Origin of the sequence: Pantoea conspicua (assembly GCF_002095315.1) — a bacterium.
Classification (GTDB): Bacteria; Pseudomonadota; Gammaproteobacteria; order Enterobacterales; family Enterobacteriaceae; genus Pantoea; species Pantoea conspicua.
This window is the reverse complement of record NZ_MLFN01000003.1, coordinates 1-22555: the sequence shown is the minus strand read 5'-3', so window position 1 is coordinate 22555 and position 22555 is coordinate 1. Positions and strand designations below refer to the sequence as shown.

Genomic DNA, 22555 nt, shown 5'->3' with positions numbered 1-22555 from the left:
TGCGGTTTATTCCGGAAACCACTGCTGGTTAATCTGCTGCCAGCGGCCATTGGCTTTCAGTTCGGCCAGCGCATGATTAAAGCGATCGCGTAATTCGGTGTTGCCTTTGCGCACCGCAATGCCGAGGCCGGTGCCAAAGTAGTCGGCATCGGTGACGTGCTCGCCGACGGTCGCCAGATCGCTGTTGGTCTTCAGCCACTGATTCACCACGGCGCTGTCACCAAACACCCCATCCAGACGCCCATTCTTCATATCCAGAATGGCATTCTGATAGCTGTCATAAGCTACCACCGTCACCTCAGGATGTTTCTCCTGCAGGTATTTCTGGTGGGTGGTGCCGTTCTCGACGCCGAGACGCTTGCCCTTCAGGGCAGCAAAATCACTGAACTGGCCTTTGCGGGCGATCACGATAGCGGAGTTAGCGTAGTAGGGCTGAGTAAAATCGACCTGCTTGCTGCGCTCGGGGGTGATGTCCATGCCGGAAATGACCGCATCATAGCGGCGGAACTTCAGCGAAGGGATCAGGCTGTCGAACGCGTTGTTGGTAAAGGTACAGTCCGCTTTCATCTGCTGGCAGAGCGCCTTCGCCAGATCGATATCGAAACCGACCAGCTGATTTTCACGATTCAGCGATTCGAACGGCGGGTAGGTCGCCGAGGCGGCGAAGCGAATTTTTTCAGCGGCCTGGGCGCTAAGGGCCAGCGAAGCCAGCGTGGCGGCAACAATCCATTTTTTCATTATACGACTCCTGTAACACGACGTGTTCACGACTCTGAGAGGGCCTTACCCTGCCAGATAATGAATTTTTATGCAATCGTTGTGATTTTTCAGGCGAGTCAGGCGGGTGATCCCGCCTGACAATCAGTTGCGTTGCTCAAAAGCCAGGGCGCGTTTTTCGATCAGCCGCATCATCAGCGTCAACACGCCGTTGACGCAGAGGTAAACCAGCCCGGCGGCGGCATAGACCGTGATGTCATAGGTGCGGCCGTAGAGCAACTGGCCGTGGCCCATCACTTCCATCAGGGTGATGGTATAGGCCAGCGAGGTGCCTTTAAATACCAGCACCACTTCATTGGAGTAAGAGGAGAGGGCGCGCTTAAATGCATAAGGCAGCAAAATACGCAGCGTATCTTTGCGATTCATACCCAGCGCGGCGCAGGATTGCCACTGACCGGCCGGAATAGCTCGCACCGCACCGTAAAACAGCTGGGTGGTATAAGCCGCGCTGTTAAGCGACAGGGCCAGCATGGCGCATAACCACGGCTGCGACAGCAGATGCCACAGCCAGGGGATCTGCTGGATCGCCGGAAACTGGCCCGGACCGTAGTAGATCAGGAAGATCTGCACCAGCAGCGGGGTGCCGGTAAACAGTGTGATAAAGCTTTTCACCAGCGGATTAAAAACCGGCGTTTTCAACGCCAGCACCACAGTGAACAGCAGCGCCAGCAGCAGCGCCAGCACCAGCGAGGCCGCGGTCAGCGTCAGGCTGGTGTGTAATCCTTTCAGTAATTCGGGCAGATACGCCAGCATCAGCTGTTCCCCCGTTCAAATCGGGTCGTGCGCAACTCAATGCGGCGAAGTACTGCCTGGCTGAACAAGGTGATCACCAGGTAGATGGCCGCCGCCACCAGAAACCAGGTAAACGGCTCCTGCGTGCGGGTCGCAATACTTTTGGTTTGCAGCATCAGGTCGTTGACGCTAATCAGCGACACCAGTGCGGTGTCTTTCAGCAGCACCAGCCACTGATTGCCGAGCCCCGGCAGGGCATGACGCCACATCTGCGGCATGATCAGACGCAGAAATATCGCCGATTTTTTCATCCCCAGCGCCTGACCCGACTCCCACTGACCGACCGGCACCGCTTTCAGCGCGCCACGCAGCGTCTGCGAGGCGTAGGCGGCATAGAGCATCGCCAGCGCTATCACACCGCACAGGAACGGACTGACGTCGAAGTTTTCAATCTCAACCTGCACCGGCAACTGAAACAGACCGAAATTGAGGGTGAAACCATCAGACAGAGTCAGCAGCAGCTGAGAGGCACCGAAATAGATAAACAGCACCACCAGAATTTCCGGCAGACCGCGGATCAGGGTGACCAGGCCGGTGCCGGTCCACGCCAGCGGTTTCCAGCGCAGTGACTCCCAGCCAGCGAAAATCATCGCCAGCACCAGGCCAGCGATAAGCGCACAAACGGCAAGGCCGACGGTCATGCCGGCGGCGCTTGCGAGGGTCATCATTTCATTCATCAGAGATTACTGCGGGAACCATTTGCTGTAGATGGTTTTATAGGTGCCATCAGCTTTGATTTTATCCAGCGCACCGTTGAATTGGGTTTGCAGATCGGTGTTACCGGTACGCACCGCAATGCCCAGGCCGGTACCAAAGTAGGCTTTGTCCGTGACTTTGTCGCCGACGGCAGCCAGTGCGGCATTCTGCTTCAGCCACTCGTTGACTACTGCGGTGTCACCGAATACAGCATCAATACGGCCATTTTTCAGATCCAGCACCGCATTCTGATAGCTGTCGTACGGCACGGTGGTGATGTCACTGTGCTTCTCGGTCAGGTATTTCTGGTGAGTGGTACCGTTTTGCACGCCGACGCGCTTGCCTTTCAGCGCTTCAACGCTGGCCACTTTTCCTTTCTGCGCCACGAATAGCGCCGAGTTGTCGTAATAAGGCTTGCTGAACAGTACCTGTTTTTCACGCTCAGGGGTGATATCCATGCCCGCCATTACTGCGTCAAAGCGACGAAATTTCAGGCTGGGGATCAGGCTGTCGAACGCCTGGTTGGTGAAGGTGCAGGTCGCGTCCATCTCTTTACACAGCGCATTCGCCAGATCGACATCGAAGCCCTGAATCTTGTTGTCAGAATCGACGAACTCAAACGGAGGATAAGAAGCTTCGGTGGCGAAACGAATGGTCTGCGCCGCGGTGGCGCTCAGGCTAAAACCAGCAAGCAGTGCAGCAAGTACGACTTTTTTCATTGTTAGCATCCTGACTTAGTGCGAAAGATAGTGAGCAAACGCTTCGGTTTGCGGCTGTGTAAAGCGACTGGCATCGCCCTGTTCCACGATATGACCATTCTCCATGTAGATCACGCGGCTGGCGGTTTTACGCGCCACTTCCACTTCATGGGTCACGATCACCTGGGTAATCCGGGTCTGGGCCAGTTCGCGAATAATGGTGACGATCTGTGCGGTAATTTCCGGATCGAGCGCGGCGGTCGGCTCATCAAACAGCAGCACCTGCGGCTCCATCATCAGCGCGCGGGCAATAGCCACACGCTGCTGCTGACCGCCGGAGAGATGCAGTGGAAAGCGGTCGCTGTAGGGCGTCAGGCGCAGACGATCGAGCAACTTATCTGCCCGGGCGCGCGCGTCGCTCTTGCTGAGGCCCAGTACACGGCAGGGCGCTTCCATCAGGTTCTGCAGCACGGTGAGGTGCGGCCAGAGATTATATTGCTGAAAGACCATCCCGACGTTCTGACGCAGCTCGCGGATTGCGGCTTCAGCCGGTTTCTGGCTGAAGTCGAACTGGTTACCGGCGATCTGCAGCTGACCCGAACGGGGTTGCTCCAGCAAATTCAGTACCCGCAGCAACGAACTCTTACCGGCACCGCTGGGACCCAGCAACACCAGCGTTTCGCCTTGCGGACACTCAAGGTTGATGTCGAACAGCGCCTGATGAGCACCGTAGAAGCAGTTTATTGCGTTTAGTTGAATACTCATGCGCCAGATTTGAATAGCTATTAGTGTCGCGGATTTTAACGTCACCAGAATAGTTATGCAATTGAGGTGGGTTAAAATTTATGAAACGGCAGTGAAACCGCTAAAGCTTAGCACAATATCGTGTGCGCTCCGGCAGTGTGAAGGACCGCGCCGCGCGCCAGCAGAAACAAAAAAAGCGCGGGCATTAACGCCTCGCGCTTTTTATCACGCCCTCACCGGCTGATTATTTTTTCGATTTTTCAAGCATCTGGCTCAGGCTGCCACCCTCGGCATGCACCGGGTTTGCCATGTAGCGAACATCATCGACCACCCAGCAACTGCCCTGGTGGATCATCAGCACTTCATCCTGCCACTGCTTGCCGTCGCGACTCAGATCAACCCGCAGCGGAATATTACGCGCATCACGGTTAGGAATGGTGGAAGCGTCCGCTACGCTGGCCGCGGTCGGACCCTGCGACAGGCTGGAAAAGAGATCGCCGTTGCGCCACTGAGCACCGGCATTGCTGCCGCTGGCGGCCTGCAAGGCGTGATAGAGCGCATCGCTCAGATAAGGGCGGTATTTCGCCAGCGTGGTGCTGTCGGGCAATCCCTGAGTCGGCTGTTCAACACGCAAATCGTAGAACTGCTGGGCTACCTGATCAGGGCCGCCTTCAATACAGGGCGCGCTACGCGGGCCATTATCCTTAATCACTGGCTCAACGGTAGTACAGGCGCTGAGCAGCAGGGCCGCTGGGATCATTAACGCAAACGCGTTGTTTCTCATCTCGATTTCCTTATAGTTCTCTGGCAAGTTGCCCTTTTTAGCATAGAGTATAGCCGTGCTTTTTAGTCGAAAGAGCCTTAGTCCGGTTTTCAACAAGGAGATGACGATGAAATTTACTACAACCCCCACACTGGAAGGCCACAGCATTACGGATTATTGCGGTGTGGTGACCGGTGAGGCGATTCTCGGTGCCAATATTTTCCGCGATTTTTTCGCGGGCATTCGCGACATCGTCGGCGGTCGCTCTGGCGCGTATGAAAAAGAGCTGCGTAAGGCGCGGGAAATTGCCTTCAAAGAGCTGGAAGAGCAGGCAAAAGCGCTGGGCGCCAATGCGGTGGTCGGCATTGATATCGACTACGAAACGGTCGGCAAAGAGAGCAGTATGCTGATGGTGAGCATCAGCGGTACGGCGGTGATCGTGCGTTGAAACGCCTGCTGTTGCTGTTAGCCACGTTGCTGCTGGTCGGCTGTCAGTCCGGGGTGGAATCTCGTGCTGGCTACTGGGCCGACCTGCGGCATCCCGCGCAGGGAGCACGGCCGCGGGTCAAGGTGATTGTGATTCACTATACCGCCGAAGACTTCCCCTCCTCGCTCGCCACCCTGACCGATCAACAGGTCAGCGCCCATTATCTGATCCCGCGCCAGCCGCCACAGCGCGGCGGCAAAGGCGTTGTCTGGCAACTGGTGCCGGAGCAGCAACTGGCGTGGCACGCCGGACCGAGCTTCTGGCGCGGCGCCAGCCGGATTAACGACACCTCGATTGGCATCGAACTGGTGAATCGCGGTTACCGTCGTACCCTGACCGGCCGCGAGTGGCAGCCGTTTACCGCAGCGCAAATCACTACGCTGGAGGCGCTGCTGCGTGACATCTGCCAGCGCTACGCTATCCCGCCGGAAAATATCGTCGGCCACAGCGATATTGCGCCGCAGCGCAAACAGGACCCCGGTCCGCTGTTTCCCTGGCAGCAGCTGGCGCAGCGTGGATTGGGTGCCTGGCCCGACGCCCGACGCGTGGCGTTTCACTTAGCCGGTCAGGACCCGCAGGCTGCGGTGCCGGTTGAGCTTATCGTGGAGAGATTACAGCGCTACGGCTACCCGGTCGATAACGCAATGGAGGCGCGCCAGCAGCAGAGAGTGATCGCGGCGTTTCAGATGCATTTTCGCCCGGCAGACTATCGTGGCAACGCCGATGCGGAAACCGCCGCGATAGCGGCCGCGCTGCTGGAAAAATATGGCGCGGCGCAATAATCAGGCTGGTTTACTGCTGGAGAAAGGCTTTCCAGTGGCTAACAACCTGTTCGAGTGCCGCGCGATCGGCATCCAGATGGGTGACCAGTCGGGTACGGGGACCGGCGCTGATCAGCACACCACGCGCCTTCATCCAGGCCGCTAAGGGTTCAACCTGGTTGGCCGGAAGCTGGACAAACAGCATGTTAGTTTGCTGGTCGATCACCTCAACGCCAAGTTCATGCAGCCGCTGTCCGAGCCAGGCAGCATTATCGTGGTCCTGTTGCAGGCGCGCCACGTTGTGCTGCAGGGCATAGAGTCCGGCCGCCGCCAGAATCCCGGCTTGCCGCATGCCGCCGCCGGTCATTTTTCGCCAGCGGCGCGCGCGTTCAATCAGCGCCGCATCGCCACATAACAGTGACCCGACCGGCGTCCCCAGCCCTTTTGACAGGCAGATGGTCAGGCTGTCGCAATAGCGGGCAATTCCTTCCAGCGTGGTCTGCTGAGCGACCACGGCGTTAAAGATGCGTGCGCCATCAATATGCAGCGCCAGCGCGTGCTCACGGGTAAAGTTCCACGCCTGTTCCAGATAACATAACGGCAAGACTTTACCGTGATGGGTATTCTCCAGACTCAACAGGCGGGTGCGGGCAAAGTGAATATCGTCAGGCTTGATCGCGGCGGCCACTACGTCGAGCGGCAGGGTGCCATCGTCGGCGGCCAGAATCGGCTGCGGCTGGATACTGCCCAGCACCGCCGCGCCGCCCGCTTCATATTTGTAGTTATGCGCCTGCTGTCCGACGATATATTCATCCCCGCGCTGGCAGTGGCTCAGCAAGGCCACCAGATTGGCCTGGGTGCCGGTCGGAAAGAACAGCGCAGCCGCTTTACCGCTCAGGCGCGCCGCTTCTGCCTCCAGGGCATTGACGGTAGGATCATCACGATAGACATCATCACCGGTTTCGGCGGACATCATGGCGCTTAACATGGCGGCGCTGGGCCGGGTCACGGTATCACTGCGTAAATCGATCAACGGGTGCTCCTGAACGTGGCGGTAGAAAAAAAAAGGCGGGCATCGCGCCCGCCTGGGTGATGCTGTTGTTTTACCGCAGCCAGTTGGTTTTCGCCAGTTCTACCACTTCATCGCCGCGGCCATTAAGAATGGCGCGCAGCATGTAAAGACTGAAGCCTTTGGCCTGCTCCATTTTGATCTGCGGTGGCATCGCCAGTTCCTCTTTGGCGGTGATGACATCGACCAGCACCGGACCGTCATGGGCAAACGCCTGCTCCAGCGCGCCGTTCAGCTCAGACGCTTTTTCAACCCGGAGACCTTTGATACCGCACGCCTCGGCGATGGCGGCAAAGTCAGGATTGTCCAGCTCGGTGCCGTCGGTGAGGTAGCCGCCCGCTTTCATCTCCATCGCCACGAAGCCGAGCACGCTGTTGTTGAAGATCACCAGCTTGACTGGCATTTTAAGCTGCGCCAGTGAGATAAAATCGCCCATCAGCATGCTGAATCCGCCGTCGCCGCACAGCGCCACCACCTGGCGATTGCGGTCAATTGACTGCGCGCCCAGCGCCTGCGGCATCGCGTTCGCCATGGATCCGTGGTTAAACGATCCCAGCAGCCGGCGTTTACCGTTCATCTTCAGATAACGCGCGGCCCAGACGGTCGGCGTGCCGACGTCGCAGGTAAAGATGGCATCTTCGCTGGCGTAGTGACTGATCTGCTGTGCCAGATATTGCGGATGAATCGGTTGTTTATCGTTGGGTTGCGCCAGCTCATCGAGGCTTTTACGCGCATCAACATAGTGTTCCAGCGCGCTGTCGAGATGCGTGCGATCGGTTTTACTGGTCAGCTGCGGCAGCAACGCCTGCAAGGTGGTTTTCACGTCGCCGACATAGGCTTCGTCGACGTGACAGTGCGAGCCGAGGCTGCCGGGATTGATATCAATCTGAATGATCCGGGCTTTTTCCGGATAGAAGGCGCGATAGGGGAACTGAGTGCCGAGCAGGACCAGCGTTTCGGCATTCATCATGGCGTGGAAGCCGGAGGAGAAACCGATCAACCCGGTCATGCCGACGTCGTAGGGATTGTCATATTCGAGATGTTCTTTGCCACGCAGCGCATGGACAATCGGCGCTTTCAGCGTTTCAGCCAGCGTCACCACCTCCTGATGCGCGCCGGCGCAGCCGCTGCCACACAGCAGAGTAATATTGCTGGCTGCATTCAGGGTCTGTGCCAGCTGGGCCAGTTCAGCGGCCTGCGGCAGCACCTGTGGCAGCTGCGGCGGATACCACGCAGCGTTGGCGTTTTCAGGCGCGGGCTTGAGTGCAACATCACCCGGCAATACCACCACCGAGACGCCGCGATTAAGAATCGCTTTACGCATCGCGATGCCAAGCACCTGTGGCAACTGCTCCGGATTAGAGACCAGTTCACAGTAATGGCTGCATTCGCGAAACAGCTCCTGCGGATGGGTCTCCTGAAAATAGCCGCTGCCGATCTCACTCGACGGAATATGCGCCGCAATGGCCAGCACCGGCACGCGGTTGCGGTGGCAGTCAAACAAGCCGTTGATCAGATGTAAGTTACCTGGCCCGCAGGAACCGGCGCAGACCGCCAGCTCGCCGCTGATATGCGCTTCAGCACCCGCCGCAAACGCCGCCACTTCTTCATGACGGGTCGGCATCCATTCAATGGTGCCCATGCGGTTCAGACTGTCGCTCAGGCCGTTTAATGAATCCCCGGTAACGCCCCAGATTCTTTTAACCCCGGCGTTTTCAAGCGTTTTGGCGACCAGCGCCGCCACGGTTTGTTTCATCTTGTTCTCCTTTGTGGATGCGCCACAACGATGGCGCGACCAGAACCGCAAAAAAGAAGCGTAGACGACACGGCAGAAAAACAGCCGTGAAAAAATGCGCTGGCGATTACCCGCGTCAATCAGGCGGAGAACAGGGCGATCAGAATCGGGGCCAGCAGACTCATCACGAAGCCGTGTACAATGGCGGCGGGCACAATCTCATTACCGCCAGCCCGCTGCAGCACCGGCAGGGTGAAGTCCATGGAGGTGGCGCCGCATAAGCCTAAAGCGCTGGAGCGATGGCGGCCGATCAGCGCCGGGATCAGCATGATCGCCATCAGCTCACGCAGCAGATCGTTGAAGAAGGCGGCGCTGCCGATCACCGGTCCATACGCTTCGGTAATCAGAATGCCGGAAAGAGAGTACCAGCCAAAACCGCTGGCTAACGCCAGACCGGTTTTCAGTGGCAGACCCAATGCCAGCGCCGCGAGCAGGCCGCCGATTAACGCGCTGACCAGCACCACGCTGGCCACCAGCATCCCGCGCCGGTTGAGGATGATCTGACGTAGCGTCATCCCGCTACCACGCAGCTGAATACCCACCAGAAACAGCAGGAAGATCAGCGCATATTCGCTGGCGGTGGCTGCATGATGCAGCAGCGGCCACTGGGTCAGGCCGAGCACAAACCCGATCACTACCACACCGCATAACTTCAGCGAATCCAGCGCCATGTGCAGCCGCGACGGCAGCTTTTCCTGCTTATGGACATGCTGCCACGGCACACGTTTCTCCAGCCAGCGCAGCGCCAGCAGGTTACATAACAGGATGCAGAGTGCAGTGACCAGTGCGGTGTGAAATACGGTCACCAGATTGCTGCTGAGGTTATCCAGGAATGCCAGGCTGATGCCCATGAAGAACAGAATGACGTAGACCATCCAGCCTAATAGCCGATTGACCTGACGCAGTAAGGCGGTTTGACGAAAAGGGAGCAGCCAGCCCGCAATCAGGGGCAGCAGAATAATCAACAGTCCGGAGTACATAACGAATCAGGTCATCCATGAAGAAAGTGGCGACACGCTAGCGAAAAAGCGCAGTGGAGTAAACCCCTGAGGCCGGTCGACTTGACCGGTTGGCCTCCGCCAACCATGCTTCGTTTAACAAGAGGATGGAACCCTATGATTCTGGAACATATCGACATTCGCGGCTTTCGTGGCATCAACCAGCTTTCACTGCCTTTAACCCAGACCAATCTGCTGATTGGTGAGAACGCCTGGGGCAAATCGAGCCTGCTTGATGCGCTGAGTTTACTGCTATCACCGCATCGTGAGGAGTATGTTTTTACGCCGGGCGACTTCCATTTCACGCCGGGCGACGTCACGGATTCGAAGCGTCGTCTCTCGGTGGTATTTCACTTTCGTGATGACGGCAACAATCATGATGCACTGCTGGAACCCTTCTGGCAGCGTGATTCGCAGGGTGCGCGCTGGATCTGTTACAGCGTGCGCGCCACCTGGCGTGCGCAGGGCATCAGCGCCAGCCGGCGTCTGGTTGACCGCCAGCTTCAGCTGTTACCACAGGAAAACTGCGCAGCGGCCATTGCACTGCTGCTGCGCCGTCATCCGGTATTGCGGCTGCGCGATGCACGCTTCAGCTCACGTTCCCGCCGTGAGACGCTGCGCGATACAGCCGACCCGACTCTGCATCCTCAGTTGCTGGCTGGGATGGCAAATCTGGCGCGCGACCTTGAACGCCACCCGCAGCAACTGAGTGATGAGGTGCTGCGGCAGGGACTAAAAACGCTGCAGCAGCTGATGGAGCACTATTTTCTGGTGCAGCAACCTGCCGCATCGACGGCGGTCCGACGGGTTGATCCGCAGGCGCGGGAAGGCGATCAGGGATGGCGGGCGCTGGACCAGCTTAATCAGCTGATCGCTGGCAATGATTCGCGCAGCCGGCAGCTTATCCTGCTGCAGATATTCACGCTGTTGATCCAGGCGCGCGGCGATCTGCCGCTGGCACCGGATGCACGTCCGCTGTTGCTGATTGAAGATCCGGAAACCCGCCTGCATCCGATTATGCTGTCGGTGGCGTGGAATCTGCTATCGCTTTTGCCACTGCAAAAAATCGCCACCACTAATTCGGCAGAACTGCTGTCGCAGGTGCCGGTGGAGAATGTCTGCCGGCTGGTGCGTGAACCGTCGCGGGTGGCGGCGTGGCGCATCGGGCCGGAAGGACTGAGTGCGGAAGAGAGCCGGCGCATCGGTTTTCATATTCGCGTCAACCGGCCTGCCGCGCTGTTTGCCCGCTGCTGGCTGCTGGTGGAAGGGGAAACCGAAGTCTGGATCATCAATGAGCTGGCCCGGCAGTGCGGCTACAGCTTTGCCGCTGAAGGGATAAAAGTGATTGAGTTTGCTCAGTCCGGCCTCAAGCCACTGCTGAAATTTGCCCGCCGGATGGGCATTGCCTGGCATGTGCTGACAGACGGTGACGAGGCGGGCAACAAATATGCCGCTACCGCCCGCAGTCAGCTGCAGCCGGACGAGCGGGAGCCGCAGCATCTGACTCAGCTACCTGCATGGGATATCGAACACTTTCTCTTCCAGCAGGGATTTCGTGAAGTTTATCTGGAGACAGCGCACCTGCCGTTAAACGTGAAGATGAGTGCCAGGCGTATTATTACTCAGGCGATTCACCAGACCTCGAAGCCTGAGCTGGCGATTGCGGTGGCGAACGCCGCGGGTGAACGCGGTCCGGATGCCATTCCGGCGTTGATGCGCGAGATGTTCGCTGCGGTCATCGGGCTGGCACAGGGCAGAGCAGACTAAAGCGCCGCCACAAGAAAAATGCCAGCGTCGATGGCTGGCATTTTTAGGGGAGTATTCAGAATGGGGATGAAGGTGTCAGGCAACGGCCGGCACTTCTGCCGGCATCTCTACCGGTACAATCAGACTGGCGTGATTGCCCTTGGGACCTTCGTGAACATCAAACTGAACCTGCTGGCCAGCTTTCAGCGTTCTGTAACCCTCCATCTGAATCGTTGAGTAGTGTGCAAAGATATCTTCGCCACCCCCGACTGGACAGATAAAGCCAAAGCCTTTGGCATTATTGAACCATTTAACTGTACCCGTCTCCATGCTTTTACTTCCCTCGCAAGACATTTTATAAGTAGGTGAGGTCATTGAAGCTGTGAGTCGAGTTTGATTAAAACTCAATCAGCTTGTGCAAGTAGAATGTAGAGAAATGGCGGCTGGCGTCAAGCAAACCCCCCGGCTGGATGGGGAGAAAATCATCAAAATTTGAGGCAGTTAACGCTATTGGGAATTTTGTGATACAGGTCGCGGGCGGGAATTTCCGAATAAATTTTCGTCAGCGGCCAGGCGCTTGACAGGCATGTTAAACTCTCAATATGTAGCCGCTTAAATGCGATGGTCGAAATCTCAACGGAACACTATGGCAAACACAAACGACTGGCTTAACTTTGAACATCTGGCCGAAGACAAAGTACGCGAAGGGTTAAAGCCGCCTTCAATGTATAAAGTCATTCTGAATAATGACGATTATACACCTATGGAATTTGTTATTGACGTTGTACAAAAGTTCTTTTCTTATGATGTTGAACGTGCAACGCAACTGATGTTGAAAGTTCACTACCACGGCAAGGCGATCTGTGGTGTATTTACTGCAGAAGTCGCCGAGACCAAAGCGGCCCAGGTGAACAATTATGCGCGGGAAAATCATCATCCGTTGCTGTGTACGCTGGAAAAAGCCTGATCGCGTCTCCATATAGGAAACAGGTCAGAGCGATAATTGGGGGAGGTGCCTAATGCTCAATCAAGAACTGGAACTCAGTTTAAATATGGCTTTCGCCAGAGCGCGTGAGCACCGTCATGAGTTTATGACCGTCGAGCATCTGTTACTGGCGTTGCTCAGTAACCCGTCGGCCAGAGAGGCACTGGAAGCCTGTACGGTGGATATAGTGGCTCTGCGGCAGGAACTCGAAGCCTTCATCGAACAAACCACACCCGTTCTACCTGCCAGTGAGGAGGAGCGCGATACACAACCGACGCTCAGCTTCCAGCGCGTATTGCAGCGTGCGGTTTTCCATGTCCAGTCATCCGGTCGCAGCGAAGTTTCCGGTGCGAACGTGCTGGTCGCTATCTTCAGCGAACAGGAGTCGCAAGCCGCTTATCTGTTGCGTAAACATGAAGTCAGCCGCCTTGATGTGGTGAACTTCATTTCTCACGGTACGCGCAAAGATGAGCCTGGCCAGGCGCCTGGCGCAGAAAATCCGGTTAACGAAGAGCAAGCAGGCGGGGAGGAACGTATGGAAAACTTCACCACCAATCTTAATCAGCTTGCTCGCGTCGGTGGCATCGATCCGCTGATCGGTCGCGATAAAGAGCTGGAGCGTACTATCCAGGTGCTGTGCCGTCGCCGTAAAAATAACCCACTGCTGGTGGGTGAGTCGGGCGTCGGGAAAACGGCGATTGCGGAAGGACTCGCCTGGCGTATCGAGCAGGGCGACGTACCGGAGGTCATGAAAGACTGCACTATCTACTCGCTGGATATTGGTTCGCTGTTAGCTGGCACCAAATACCGCGGTGACTTTGAAAAACGCTTTAAAGCGCTGCTGAAACAGCTTGAGCAGGATGAAAGCAGCATTCTGTTTATCGATGAGATCCATACTATCATCGGTGCAGGTGCGGCTTCAGGCGGCCAGGTTGATGCCGCTAACCTGATTAAACCGCTGCTCTCCAGCGGGAAAATCCGGGTAATGGGTTCCACTACCTATCAGGAATTCAGCAACATCTTCGAGAAAGACCGTGCCCTGGCGCGTCGCTTCCAGAAGATCGATATCACGGAGCCATCTGTTGAAGAAACCGTGCAGATTCTGAATGGCCTGAAAACCAAGTACGAAGCGCACCACGATGTGCGTTATACCGCGAAAGCGGTGCGTGCGGCGGTGGAACTGGCGGTGAAATATATCAATGACCGTCATCTGCCAGATAAAGCGATTGACGTGATCGACGAGGCCGGTGCGCGTGCGCGCCTGATGCCAGCCAGTAAGCGCAAGAAAACCGTTAACGTGGCTGACATTGAAACTGTAGTCGCACGTATTGCCCGTATTCCCGAGCAAAGCGTTTCGGCCACCGATCGCGATACGCTGAAAAATCTGGGCGACCGCCTGAAAATGCTGGTGTTTGGTCAGGACAACGCCATTGAGGCGCTGACTGAAGCGATCAAAATGAGCCGGGCAGGTTTGGGTCAGGATCGTAAGCCGGTGGGATCGTTCCTGTTTGCCGGACCGACGGGTGTTGGTAAAACCGAAGTCACGGTTCAGCTGGCGAAAGCGCTGGGCATTGAACTGCTGCGCTTCGATATGTCCGAGTACATGGAGCGTCACACCGTTAGCCGTTTGATCGGTGCGCCTCCGGGCTACGTGGGTTTTGATCAGGGCGGTCTGCTGACCGATGCGGTGATCAAACACCCTCATGCGGTGGTCCTGCTGGATGAGATTGAGAAAGCGCATCCTGACGTGTTCAACCTGCTGCTGCAGGTGATGGATAACGGTATGCTGACCGATAACAACGGTCGTAAAGCGGACTTCCGTAACGTGGTGCTGGTGATGACCACCAACGCCGGGGTACGTGAAACCGAACGGAAATCTATCGGCCTGATTCATCAGGACAACAGCACCGACGCGATGGAAGAGATCAAAAAGATCTTTACACCAGAGTTCCGCAACCGTCTGGACAACATCATCTGGTTCAGTCACCTGTCACCAGAGGTGATTCATCAGGTGGTCGACAAATTTATTGTCGAGTTGCAGGCACAGCTGGATGCGAAGGGCGTGTCGCTGGAAGTCAGTGATGAAGCGCGTGACTGGCTGGCTGAGAAGGGCTATGACAAAGCGATGGGTGCCCGTCCGATGGCACGTACCGTGCAGGAAAGCCTGAAGAAACCGTTAGCCAATGAACTGCTGTTTGGTTCGCTGGTGGATGGCGGCTCAGTCTCAGTAGCACTGGATCGTGAAAAAGGTCAGCTGACCTATCATTTCCTCAGCGCAGAGAAACGTAAAACCGAAGGACCGTGCATTAATCGACGGATGCCAGATATGAAAAAGGCCGGATTAAAATCCGGCCTTTTTTTTCGCTGCATTTCTGATGCCGCGAGACTATCGCAGCTTAGCGACTACGGAAGACAATGCGGCCTTTGCTCAGGTCGTACGGGGTCAGCTCGACTGTGACTTTGTCGCCCGTCAGGATGCGGATGTAGTTTTTGCGCATTTTACCGGAGATATGAGCGGTAACCACGTGTCCGTTCTCAAGTTCTACGCGGAACATGGTGTTAGGTAACGTATCCAGTACGGTACCTTGCATTTCAATATTGTCTTCTTTGGCCATCGAATCCTCTGGGTGTACTACCTTTCAGTTGAACCGGCAAGATAATGCCCAATTCAACGATTTATGTAAAGAACCGTCGGCGATTTTGCCAACGCTTTGCCGTGCTTCGCGTGATACGCGAGCATTACGGTAAAATTCGGGTGTTTATGTGACGTCTGCGGGGGATTAGCGGGCTAAGAATCTGTATCAACCGGTTACGCGCGCACGATTGAAACAGTTCCGAGAGTGCGTTGAGATTCCCAGCCTGGCAATTCCGGCTCGTGATAACCAGGCGCGGACGACATACCAAACTCGATTATTATATCACTTATACGCCTTTATGTGTGCAAAACATCTGCGCGCGGTTAAAAAAGCGTTTGCGTCCGCCAGCATCCGTCGCTGACCGGTTGCCACGCAAGGCTTTGTACATATTGCAGATAGTCAGTGCGCGGGATTTCCAGCGCCCCCAGTGAGGCCGTATGGGGGTTAAGTACCTGACAATCCAACAGACGCCCCTGATGTTTGATAAAGTGCTGGCAAAAGACCAAAAGTGCGGTTTTTGAGGCATTCTCCTGCCGACTGAACATCGACTCGCCGCAAAATATCTGCCCTAGCGCCAGACCATACATTCCCCCCACCAGCTTCTGCTCGTTCCATACTTCTATCGAATGCGCATGACCCGATTCATACAGCCGCAGCCAGGCCCGCTTCACCTCAAAGGTAATCCAGGTGCCTTCCTCCCGGCCACTGGCGCAGCCATCAATCACGTCGGCAAACGCCTCGTTCATCGTGACGCGATAGGGCGAGCGCTGATGAAAGCGCTTCATGCTGCGACTCAGATGAAAGTGTTCCGGTAACAATACTGCGCGCGGATCGGGTGACCACCAGAGTATCGGGTCGCCGGGTGAAAACCAGGGGAAAATGCCGTGCTGATACGCGTTAAGTAAGCGGGCAGGGGAGAGATCGCCGCCCATCGCCAGCAGGCCATTCGGCTCGCGCAGGGCCATCTCCGGTGGCGGAAATTGCAGGGATTCCCGTGACAGTTGTACCAGTCTCATCGCGTAGTTCTACTCATCAGCATGTCGCTAAGACTATAGCGCAATCCGCTGCCGGAAACGCCAGTAGCGGCCCGCTTTTGAGATTAATTCGGCATGACTACCCTGTTCGATAACCACGCCATTATCCATCACGCAGATGCGGTCCATCTTTTCCAGCCCGCTCAGGCGATGGGTCACCATAATCACCGTTTTGCCCACCGTAAGCCGCTGTAGCAGACTGAGAATTTGTTGTTCCGTGGTGGCGTCCAGTCCTTCGGTGGGTTCATCCAGTAGCCAGAGATCGCCGTTATGCAGCACCGCCCGGGCAATCGCCAGACGGCGCAGTTCGCCGCCAGAGAGCGGACGACCGCCTTCACCCATCCAGGCATTTAACGCCTCTGGCGTTTCCAGCAGGCGCTGCAGACCAGTGTCGATCAGTGCCTGGCGTAACGTCGCATCATCGGCTGTGGGGCAGGCCAGCAGTAAGTTATCCCGCAGGCTCTGGCTGAAGAGGTGCACCCGTTGGGTCACTACGCTGATGCGCTGGCGCAGTGCTGATTCCGGCCAGGCGGCAACGGGCAGATCGTTGAGGATAATTGCGCCATGCTGACTTTCCCAGGCACGGGTCAGCAGTGCCAGTAAGGTCGATTTTCCACAGCCGGTAGGACCGAGCAGCGCAATGCGCTCGCCCGCGTTAACCTGCAGCGAAAGCTGATTCAGTACCTTTTCCGGACGATCGGGATAGCTGAAATCGAGCTGATCGATCTCTACCGCCAGGCTACCGGTCCGGACGCTGCCATGGCTCGGGAAAGTGATCGCCGGTACCTGATCGATAATGTCATTAACCCGCTGCGCCGAGGCCATCACCTGTGACATCGGCAGAAAGGCAGCGGCAACCGGGGCCAGCGCTTCAAACGCCGCCAGCGCGCAAAACACCACCAGCGCAATGAGTGAGCCAGGTAACTGCTGTTCGCTGATGCTGCCGGCACTCAACCACAATAGCGAAGTCACCGTCAGGCCGCTGATCAGCAGCAGCAGGCTCTGCGCCGCCGCCTGTAAACGCAGTTGCTGACCCTGCGCCCGTAGCCAGTGATGCTCCTCTTCATCCAGCCGTTTACGCCACGCCGCCGATGCGCCATACAGGGTAAGCTCCGCCTGACCGGCCAGCCAGTGCATCAGCTGTGAGCGCCAGCGGGCCCGGCCACCGGCGATCGCTACACCGGCAGGCGAACCAAGACGATAGAACAGGGGGGGCAGAATGATCAGCGTGGCGAGCATGATCGCGCCCAGCGTCAGCGCCAGCTGGAGATCGATAAAACTCAGACCCACGGTGACCACCATTGTCACAACCAACGCGCCCGCCAGCGGTGAAATGACCCGCAGATAAAGATGATCGAGCGTATCGACGTCGGCAACAAAACGGTTGAGCAGATCGGCCTGGCGAAAACGCGACAGCTGTCCCGGTGACAGCGCAATCAGGCGGCTGAAAGTATGTACCCGCAGATGCTGCAACACCCGAAAAGTTGCGTCATGGCTGACCAGTCGTTCAGCATAGCGGGCGGCGGTGCGGATGATGGCTGCCCCGCGCACGCCTGCGGCGGGCAGCATATAGTTGAACGTGTAAAGTCCGGCGACACCCGCTACGGACGAGGCGGCCAGGAACCAGCCGGAGAGCGTCAGCAAGCCGATGCTGGCCAGTAAGGTCAGGACGGCCAGCACCATCCCCAGTGCTAAGCGAAAAGGATGACGCAGCCAGAGGCGAAGAAACGGACGCAAAGCGGACATCAGCTAATCTCCTGTTGACGGTGCTTCAGCATCTCGCTGAACGGCCCCGGTTGCTGCGACAGCATCGGCCAGTCACCTTGCTGTACCAGCCTACCCGCCTCCATCACCCACAGCGTCGGCCAGTCGCGTAATGCATCAAGCTGATGGGTAATCATCAGGGTCGTCTGCTGAGTAGCGGCCTGATTCAGCGCCTGCATCACGTGGCGTTCACTGAGTGTATCCAGACTGGCGGCAGGTTCATCGAGCAGCAGCAAATGAGAGGGTTTGTAGAGTGCCCGCGCCACCGCAATACGCTGTGCCTGACCGACCGAAAGCTGATTACCGCCATCGCCCGGTTGGGTTTCCACGCCCTGCGGCAGTCGCGACAGAAATTCATTCACGCCGCAGGCATCGAGCACGGCGCTAAAGCGGACAGCATCCCACTCTGCGTTCATCACAATATTGTCGCGCAGGGTGGCGGCCGGTAACTGGGGATTCTGTCCAACCCAGCTAAGCTGCTGATGCCAGTCAGACCGGCGCATCTCGCGCAATTCAATACCGTTCGCTTTCAGCGAACCCTGATAGGGCAGGAAGCCCAGCAGTAGGTTCATCAGCGCGGTTTTACCGGCTCCGCTTTGGCCGACCAGCGCGACACGTTCACCTGCAGCCAGATTAAAAGTCAGCGGGCCGCATAACGGCTGGCCATTCGGGGCGCAGACCACCAGGTCGACGGCGGCGAGTGCAATCGGCTGACTGGCAGTGAACGGCGTTTCACCCTGTTCCGGGCCGGTGGTCGGGTTGGCCTGCATGAACTGTTCAAGCGCGTCGGCTCCACCAACGGCCTGCGCTTTTGCATGATAAAACGCCCCCAGATCACGCAGCGGCTGAAAGAATTCAGGCGCAAGAATCAACACCAGAAAACCGGTAAACAGGGTGACGCCCTGGCCGTAGTCGCCAAAGTGCAGTTCACCAAGGTAAGAGAAGCCAAAATAAACCGCCACTACGGCAATCGCCAGTGAGGCGAAAAATTCGAGTACTGCAGAGGAGAGAAAGGCTAATCGCAACACTTCCATCGTGCGCTGACGAAAATCGGTGGTAGCCGCCGCGACAGCCTGCTGTTCCGCCGCACCGCGGTCAAACAGCCGCAACGTTTCACGGCCACGTAAACGGTCAAGAAAGTTACCGCTCAGACGTGCCAGCACCAGAAAATTACGCCGGTTGGCTTCAGCGGCACCCATGCCGACTAAGGCCATAAATAGCGGAATCAACGGTGCAGTGGCGAACAATATCAGACCCGCTGCCCAGTTCAGAGGAAAGAGGGTTATCAGGATGCAGCAGGGGATCAACACCGCCAGCGTCATTTGCGGCAGGTAGCGGGCATAATAGTCCTGCATCTCTTCGATTTGCTCAAGCAGCAGGGTGGCCCAGCTGCCAGCGGGCTTGCCCTGAATCCAGGCTGGACCCAGTGCAGACAACCGGTCTAACACCTGCTTACGCAGCGACTGACGAATCGCCTGACCCGCACGATAACCGACCCGCTCGCGGGCATAGTGGATCAGGGCACGTAGCACGAAACAGAGCAGTAACAGCAGCATCTCGCCGCTCAGCGCCGCACGCGGTTGCTGTTCAATAATCAGCGCCTGCAGCAGCGTGGCCAGCAGTCCGGCCTGAGCAATGATCAGCAGTGCGCTAATCACGCCCAGCAGCGTGCTCAGTCGCAACCAGCGACCGGCGAAATGACGTTGCTGACGAAGCCAGCGGGTAAGGTGCTGCTGCCGGGTTTTGTCCATGCTAAACCATGAGTTGAGCCGATGAGCGATGAAAAATAATGGGGCATTTTCATCCCGTTCAGGCGCAAGAATCTAGCATGTGAGCCATAAAAAAGGCGACTGAAAAACAGTCGCCCGGAACATTTGAGATCAGAGGGTTAACAACTTACTTATCGTTTTTAACCAGCCCGTCAAGAAAACGTTCAGCATCTAACGCCGCCATACAGCCGGTACCGGCAGAGGTAATGGCCTGGCGATAGATATGATCCATCACGTCGCCCGCGGCGAAGACCCCAGGGATGCTGGTCTGGGTAGCATTGCCATGCAGGCCCGACTGGACTTTGATGTAACCATTTTCCAGTTCAAGCTGACCGTCGAAAATAGCGGTGTTCGGGCTGTGCCCGATCGCCACAAACAGACCTGCTACTTCCAGCGCTTCAGTCTCATCACTATTCTGGGTAGAACGCAGCGTCAGACCGGTCACGCCCATCTGATCGCCGACCACTTCTTCCAGTGTGCGATGAGTGTGCAGCACGATATTGCCGTTGCGCACTTTTTCCATCAGGCGGTCAATCAGGATCTTTTCCGCCCGGAAGCTGTCACGACGGTGGATCAGGTGCACTTCAGCCGCGATATTCGCGAGATAAAGTGCCTCTTCAACCGCGGTGTTACCGCCACCGATGACCGCCACTTTTTGGTTGCGATAGAAGAAACCATCACAGGTTGCACAGGCGGAAACGCCTTTACCTTTAAACGCCTCTTCTGACGGCAGGCCCAGATAGCGGGCGGATGCACCGGTTGCGATAATCAATGCATCCGCAGTGTATTCGCCGCTGTCGCCGGTGAGGCGGAACGGACGATTCTGCAGATCGACGGTGTGAATGTGATCGAAAATAATTTCGGTATTAAATTTTTCGGCGTGCTCATGCATGCGCTCCATCAGCGATGGACCTGTCAGATCGTGCGGGTCGCCCGGCCAGTTCTCCACCTCAGTGGTGGTGGTCAGCTGTCCGCCTTTTTCCAGTCCGGTGATCAATACCGGATTCAGGTTGGCGCGTGCAGCATAAACGGCTGCGGTATAACCCGCTGGACCGGAGCCCAGAATGAGTAGCTTACTGTGTTTGGCCGTACTCATGCGTTCCTCAGTTTCATTCGGCTGACATAGCCTGCGATTGTAGGGAATATCCGGCGGCAAAGACAAGGCTTCGGCAATTTTGTTAACGATAGCTGCAAACGGCGTAGTCGATGAGAGACTTTTTCGCCTGCTGGCTGCGCCAGAAGGGGGCAAAAATCGGTTTTTGCTGGTGCAGCAGTTCAAAAATACTCATTTAAAAACAGTTACCCAGCGGTCTGTCTGGCATCTTGTACTGAATTTGGAGATTTTACTTTGACAATCGCCTGCGCTTTTGCGAAAACATTATCAGAAGCGAATAACATTAATCGGAACAAAACAGGGTTTCCTCTCTTGTTTTGCACACAACACCGAATAAATGCAGCCTGATATTGGTAATGACGCATGATGTGGACAGACAACATGCGTCATACGGATAAGTGCGAAAGCGCACAGGCTCGGTTAGTTCACTTCAGAAATGCCCCGAACAATGAGCGTTTTCAGGGCGTGGCAGGTAAAGGGAAGGAATTAAGAGAGACAATAATAATGGTAGACAATAAGAAACGCCCCGGCAAAGACCTCGACAGAATTGACAGGAATATTCTGAATGAACTTCAGAAAGATGGTCGTATTTCAAACGTGGAACTTTCCAAACGCGTAGGTTTATCGCCTACGCCATGTCTTGAGCGTGTGCGTCGTCTCGAGCGCCAGGGTTTCATCCTTGGCTATACCGCGCAGTTAAACCCGCACTATCTGGATGCTTCACTGCTGGTGTTCGTTGAGATTACTCTGAATCGTGGTGCGCCGGATGTGTTTGAGCAATTTAACGCCGCCGTACAAAAACTTGAGGAAACTCAAGAATGTCACCTCGTTTCTGGCGATTTCGACTACCTGCTGAAAACGCGCGTACCTGACATGTCTGCCTACCGTAAACTGCTGGGTGAAACCCTGTTGCGCCTGCCGGGCGTAAACGACACGCGGACTTACGTGGTGATGGAAGAGGTTAAACAGAGCAATCGACTGGTGATCAAAACTCGCTGATGCGGGGCAGGTGCAAAACCTGTGAGATTTCGGTACACTCCTGTGAATTCATACAGGACCAGCGTCGGGCTAGCCCGACGCTGTTGCTTCTTACTTTACAGGCACCTGGAGAGTTCTCTTGAGCCAGGAATACACAGAAGATAAAGACGTTTCGTTACAATCGCTGAGCAGTGGGCGTCGTCTGCTGGAAGCGTTGCTCATCCTGGTGGCGCTTTTTGCCATCTACCTGATGGTTTCTCTGGTCAGTTTTAACCCTTCCGACCCGAGCTGGTCGCAAACGGCCTGGCACGAACCCATTCATAACATTGGCGGCAGCGTTGGCGCCTGGCTGGCTGACACCTTACTGTTCATCTTTGGGATAATGGCCTATGCCATACCACCGGTGATCCTCGGTCTGTGCTGGATTGCCTTCCGTCAGCGCGATAATCAGGACTATTTTGACTATTTCGCTGTCGGCTTACGCCTGATTGGCGTGCTGGCGCTGGTGGTGACCACCTGCGGCATGGCAGCGCTGAACGCGGATGATATCTGGTACTTCGCCTCAGGCGGCGTTATTGGTAGCCTGGTCAGTAATGCGATTGCGCCGTGGTTCAGTCCGGCGGGCGGCACGCTGACCCTGCTTTGCGTCTGGGCGGCGGGCATTACGCTCTATACCGGCTGGTCGTGGCTCACTATTGCCGAAAAAATTGGTGGTGTGGTGATGGGCGTGCTGACGTTTGCCAGCAACCGTTCCCGTCACGATGAACCCTGGCAGGAAGAAGAGGATGAGCCGGACGCGCGTGAGCATGCTGACGCGCCGCTGCTGCATGCTGCGAATCCTGACGACGACGATGTTCTGCTTTCTGCGCCGCGCAGTGCGGCGGACGAGCCGGCACTTTCTCAGGCGGATCCGTTGCTGGCGAAAGCCGCTGCTGCGACCAGCGCCGCC

General features: G+C 56.6%; 21 protein-coding genes and 1 pseudogene. 7 read left to right on the top strand and 15 right to left on the bottom strand.

Features of this window, described 5'->3' with window-relative positions:
* Positions 1–6 precede the first annotated feature (6 nt).
* The 6 genes from HA41_RS01835 to HA41_RS01810 form a co-directional block, all read right to left on the bottom strand.
* On the bottom strand, positions 7–738 hold the full coding sequence (locus HA41_RS01835; RefSeq protein ID WP_094119328.1) for an arginine ABC transporter substrate-binding protein: 732 nt from the start codon (positions 736–738) through the stop codon (positions 7–9).
* A 123-nt stretch (positions 739–861) separates the two neighbouring features.
* Positions 862–1530: an arginine ABC transporter permease ArtM gene (artM, locus tag HA41_RS01830; protein ID WP_094119327.1), complete on the bottom strand. Its 669-nt coding sequence runs from the start codon at positions 1528–1530 to the stop codon at positions 862–864.
* Complete coding sequence (gene artQ / locus HA41_RS01825) at positions 1530–2246, bottom strand: arginine ABC transporter permease ArtQ (RefSeq protein ID WP_094119326.1); 717 nt, start codon at positions 2244–2246, stop codon at positions 1530–1532. Before artQ ends, artM begins: the two co-directional genes overlap by 1 nt.
* 6 nt (positions 2247–2252) lie before the next feature.
* The gene (gene artJ, locus HA41_RS01820; protein WP_094119325.1) at positions 2253–2984 is read right to left on the bottom strand and encodes an arginine ABC transporter substrate-binding protein; all 732 of its coding nucleotides are present in this window, start codon (positions 2982–2984) and stop codon (positions 2253–2255) included.
* Between the two features lie 15 nt (positions 2985–2999).
* A complete protein-coding gene (gene artP, locus HA41_RS01815; protein WP_143807227.1) occupies positions 3000–3728 on the bottom strand; it encodes an arginine ABC transporter ATP-binding protein ArtP in 729 nt (242 codons plus the stop codon).
* Positions 3729–3951: 223 nt separating this feature from the next.
* On the bottom strand, positions 3952–4491 hold the full coding sequence (locus HA41_RS01810; protein WP_094119324.1) for a lipoprotein: 540 nt from the start codon (positions 4489–4491) through the stop codon (positions 3952–3954).
* Positions 4492–4597: 106 nt separating this feature from the next.
* Here HA41_RS01810 and HA41_RS01805 point away from each other — a divergent pair, with 106 nt between their 5' ends.
* Together HA41_RS01805 and HA41_RS01800 are read left to right on the top strand one after the other, a co-directional pair.
* A complete protein-coding gene (locus HA41_RS01805) occupies positions 4598–4918 on the top strand; it encodes a heavy metal-binding domain-containing protein (protein ID WP_094119323.1) in 321 nt (106 codons plus the stop codon).
* Positions 4915–5739 carry an N-acetylmuramoyl-L-alanine amidase gene (locus HA41_RS01800; protein WP_094119322.1) on the top strand — a complete coding sequence of 275 codons (825 nt, stop codon included), beginning with the start codon at positions 4915–4917 and terminating at the stop codon, positions 5737–5739. Before HA41_RS01805 ends, HA41_RS01800 begins: the two co-directional genes overlap by 4 nt.
* Before the next feature lie 10 nt (positions 5740–5749).
* On the opposite strand, the gene ltaE is transcribed toward HA41_RS01800, so the two are convergent.
* The 3 genes from ltaE to HA41_RS01785 all read right to left on the bottom strand — a co-directional run bounded on the left by ltaE (position 5750) and on the right by HA41_RS01785 (position 9562).
* Positions 5750–6751 (bottom strand): low-specificity L-threonine aldolase, encoded by a 1002-nt coding sequence (gene ltaE / locus HA41_RS01795; RefSeq protein WP_094119321.1) that lies wholly within the window; start codon positions 6749–6751, stop codon positions 5750–5752.
* A gap of 70 nt (positions 6752–6821) precedes the next feature.
* Positions 6822–8543: a ubiquinone-dependent pyruvate dehydrogenase gene (gene poxB / locus HA41_RS01790; RefSeq protein ID WP_094119320.1), complete on the bottom strand. Its 1722-nt coding sequence runs from the start codon at positions 8541–8543 to the stop codon at positions 6822–6824.
* Between the two features lie 119 nt (positions 8544–8662).
* A complete protein-coding gene (locus HA41_RS01785; RefSeq protein ID WP_094119319.1) occupies positions 8663–9562 on the bottom strand; it encodes a LysO family transporter in 900 nt (299 codons plus the stop codon).
* Positions 9563–9697: 135 nt separating this feature from the next.
* On the opposite strand from HA41_RS01785, the gene HA41_RS01780 reads away from it, so the two are divergent.
* Positions 9698–11347 (top strand): ATP-dependent nuclease, encoded by a 1650-nt coding sequence (locus tag HA41_RS01780; RefSeq protein WP_094119318.1) that lies wholly within the window; start codon positions 9698–9700, stop codon positions 11345–11347.
* A gap of 75 nt (positions 11348–11422) precedes the next feature.
* On the opposite strand, the gene cspD is transcribed toward HA41_RS01780, so the two are convergent.
* Positions 11423–11656 carry a cold shock-like protein CspD gene (cspD, locus tag HA41_RS01775; protein ID WP_094119317.1) on the bottom strand — a complete coding sequence of 78 codons (234 nt, stop codon included), beginning with the start codon at positions 11654–11656 and terminating at the stop codon, positions 11423–11425.
* A gap of 316 nt (positions 11657–11972) precedes the next feature.
* On the opposite strand from cspD, the gene clpS reads away from it, so the two are divergent.
* A complete protein-coding gene (gene clpS, locus HA41_RS01770) occupies positions 11973–12293 on the top strand; it encodes an ATP-dependent Clp protease adapter ClpS (RefSeq protein ID WP_003849318.1) in 321 nt (106 codons plus the stop codon).
* 52 nt (positions 12294–12345) lie between these two features.
* Positions 12346–14610 (top strand): annotated as a pseudogene (gene clpA / locus HA41_RS01765) (ATP-dependent Clp protease ATP-binding subunit ClpA); the annotation flags it as partial.
* A gap of 97 nt (positions 14611–14707) precedes the next feature.
* Here the strand turns inward: clpA and infA are convergent.
* The 5 genes from infA to trxB form a co-directional block, all read right to left on the bottom strand.
* Positions 14708–14926, bottom strand: coding sequence for a translation initiation factor IF-1 (gene infA, locus HA41_RS01760; protein WP_002211347.1), 219 nt, complete (start codon positions 14924–14926; stop codon positions 14708–14710).
* Positions 14927–15270: 344 nt separating this feature from the next.
* Positions 15271–15963 carry a leucyl/phenylalanyl-tRNA--protein transferase gene (gene aat / locus HA41_RS01755; protein ID WP_094119316.1) on the bottom strand — a complete coding sequence of 231 codons (693 nt, stop codon included), beginning with the start codon at positions 15961–15963 and terminating at the stop codon, positions 15271–15273.
* 33 nt (positions 15964–15996) lie between these two features.
* Entirely contained in the window at positions 15997–17727 is a 1731-nt protein-coding gene (gene cydC, locus HA41_RS01750) for a heme ABC transporter ATP-binding protein/permease CydC (RefSeq protein ID WP_094119315.1), read from the bottom strand.
* Positions 17727–19496 (bottom strand): heme ABC transporter permease/ATP-binding protein CydD, encoded by a 1770-nt coding sequence (gene cydD / locus HA41_RS01745; protein ID WP_094119314.1) that lies wholly within the window; start codon positions 19494–19496, stop codon positions 17727–17729. The genes cydC and cydD overlap by 1 nt, the downstream gene beginning before the upstream one ends.
* A 145-nt stretch (positions 19497–19641) precedes the next feature.
* Positions 19642–20610, bottom strand: a complete 969-nt coding sequence (trxB, locus tag HA41_RS01740) for a thioredoxin-disulfide reductase (RefSeq protein WP_094119313.1) — start codon at positions 20608–20610, stop codon at positions 19642–19644.
* 522 nt (positions 20611–21132) lie between these two features.
* Here trxB and lrp point away from each other — a divergent pair.
* Positions 21133–21627 carry a leucine-responsive transcriptional regulator Lrp gene (gene lrp, locus HA41_RS01735; RefSeq protein ID WP_006118610.1) on the top strand — a complete coding sequence of 165 codons (495 nt, stop codon included), beginning with the start codon at positions 21133–21135 and terminating at the stop codon, positions 21625–21627.
* A 118-nt stretch (positions 21628–21745) separates the two neighbouring features.
* Positions 21746–22555, top strand: an 810-nt coding sequence (locus HA41_RS01730) for a DNA translocase FtsK 4TM domain-containing protein (protein ID WP_208612733.1), incomplete at its 3' end; no start/stop codon positions are given.